This window comes from uncultured Paracoccus sp., from assembly GCF_947496875.1.
In the GTDB taxonomy this organism is placed as follows: domain Bacteria; phylum Pseudomonadota; class Alphaproteobacteria; order Rhodobacterales; family Rhodobacteraceae; genus Paracoccus.
In genome coordinates, this window is the sequence record NZ_CANMEH010000060.1 from 1 (window position 1) to 1954 (window position 1954).

The window sequence follows — 1954 nt, forward strand, 5'->3', positions numbered from 1 at the left end:
GTCGAGCTCTACGCGTGGATCGCGCAGGCCGAAGCCGGCGCCCGGATCGAATATCACCGCGGCTTTCTCGGGATCGATGTCACGCCGGTGATTTCGACCTTGCCCGAGCCCGAACGCCGTCAGCTTGCCGATCTCGGTCAGGCCGCGCTGGGCGCCTTCGAGAAGGGCCTCGTCCACCTCGTGCAGGAGCGCGTGGGCCCCGACCGCTTCGCCTACATCGCCGTCGCCCGGCCCAGACCGAAGGCCGCCGCTCCCTCGCTCTCGGCGCTGCTCCTCGAAGAGCGCGCCGCGTGATGGCTCAGCCATTCCCTTCCAACGGAGACCCCGCCATGCCGCACCCTGACAACGCCCCGCGTTTCAACGATCTGGAACGCCTCGCCCTCGGCGACATCGCGGCGCTGCCGCCCGAGATGCTGCTGGATCTGCAGACGACGGCGCTCGCCGAGACCGCCCGCGTGAAGCGGCTGCGCGACCGGCTCGAGGCCGGCATTGCGCAGCGCTACGAGGCCGCCGCCGCGGCCGAGCGGGCCGCTCAGGGCAAAACCAGCGGCACGGTGCGGGTCGAGGACGAGGGCGTCGTGATCGTCGCCGACCTACCGAAGAAGGTTTCCTGGGATCAGGACCGGCTGGCGGAGATGGCCGAGCGCATCCGCGCCGCCGGCGATGATCCGACCGAGTATCTCGAGATCGCCTACCGCGTGCCCGAACGGCGCTTCGGCGCCTGGCCTGCGGCGATGCGCGAGGGCTTCGCGGACGCGCGCAGCGAGACCACCGGCAAACCCGTCTTCCGGCTCGAGGCTCGAGACCGGTGACGCGCGGCGGCGGGACGCCCGGTCGGCAACGCCGGGCAGGTTCCCCTTCGGCACCCGGTCACCCCCGCCGCCGCGCCCCCTGAATTCACACCCCGGAGAACCCCATGGCCTTCCGCATCATCACCGCCGACGAACGGCTCTCGGCCGCCGAGAACAAGACCTCGCTCGCCATCTTCGGCCCGCCAGGCGTCGGCAAGACCACGCTCCTGAAATCCCTGCCCGCCGAGGAGACGGTCTGTCTCGATCTCGAGGCCGGCATGAAGTCGGTGCAGGACTGGCGCGGGGACTCGATCCCGGTGCGCAGTTTCACCGATTTCCGCGACCTCGTCGTGCTGATCGGCGGGCACGATCCGGCCCAGCATCCGAAGTCCTGGTACGGCGCCGAGTATCACGCCTGGCTGCAGCAGCAGTATCTCGGCACCGGCATCGAGGACTTCCTCGCCCGAAAGCGGATCGTCTTCGTCGACTCGATCACCGACCTGACGCGGCAGGCCATGGCCTATGCCCGCCAGCAGCCGGAGGCCTTCTCCGAGCGGACCGGCAAGCCGGATGTCCGCGGCGCCTATGGGCTGCTCGGCCGCGAGGTGATCCAGGCGCTCAAGCATCTCCAGCACGCCCGCGGCAAGACGGTGATCTTCGTCGGCGTGCTCGAGAAGGTTACCGACGAATTCGGCGCGACGACCTGGCAGCCGCAGATGGAGGGCACGAAGGCCGGGCGCGAATTGCCGGGGATCGTCGATCAGGTGGTCTCGATGCAGCTCTTCGGCCGCGACGCCAAGGGCGACTGGACCCTCGACGAGACCTCCGACGAGCGCCGCCTCGTCTGCCGCACCGGCAACCCCTGGGGTCTTCCCGCCAAGGACCGTTCCGGCCGGCTCGATGTGACCGAGGCGCCCGATCTCGGCGCGCTGATCGCGAAGATCGACGGCCGCGCCCCCGCCCACTCCGCCACCCCTTCCTGATCCAGACGCAAAGGACAGACCCATGAGCTACGATCTCAACGACGCCCAGCCGCAGATGGCCCCCATCGGCGAGCTGATCCCCGACGGCACCTTCGCCAAGGTTCGCCTGACCGTGCGCCCCGGCGGCGTCGATGGCGCGACCCCGATGGACGCGAAGCTCCTGAAGGCCTCGCAGTCGAG

3 protein-coding genes are annotated in these 1954 nt (G+C 69.9%); all 3 read left to right on the forward strand.

What is annotated here, in order from left to right; genetic code table 11:
- Positions 1 to 294: hypothetical protein (locus tag Q0938_RS19035; RefSeq protein WP_299365677.1), on the forward strand; the 294-nt coding region annotated here is incomplete at its 5' end.
- 35 nt (positions 295 to 329) lie between these two features.
- Positions 330 to 812 carry a hypothetical protein gene (locus tag Q0938_RS19040; RefSeq protein ID WP_299365679.1) on the forward strand — a complete coding sequence of 161 codons (483 nt, stop codon included), beginning with the start codon at positions 330 to 332 and terminating at the stop codon, positions 810 to 812.
- Positions 813 to 916: 104 nt separating this feature from the next.
- On the forward strand, positions 917 to 1774 hold the full coding sequence (locus Q0938_RS19045; RefSeq protein ID WP_299365681.1) for an ATP-binding protein: 858 nt from the start codon (positions 917 to 919) through the stop codon (positions 1772 to 1774).
- Positions 1775 to 1954: the final 180 nt, after the last annotated feature.

Bases quoted from the DNA above. Each gene is read 5' to 3' on its own strand.
- Q0938_RS19045 (WP_299365681.1), top strand. From the start codon at position 917: ATGGCCTTCCGCATCATCACCGCCGACGAACGGCTCTCGGCCGCCGAG.
- Q0938_RS19040 (WP_299365679.1), top strand. From the start codon at position 330: ATGCCGCACCCTGACAACGCCCCGCGTTTCAACGATCTGGAACGCCTC.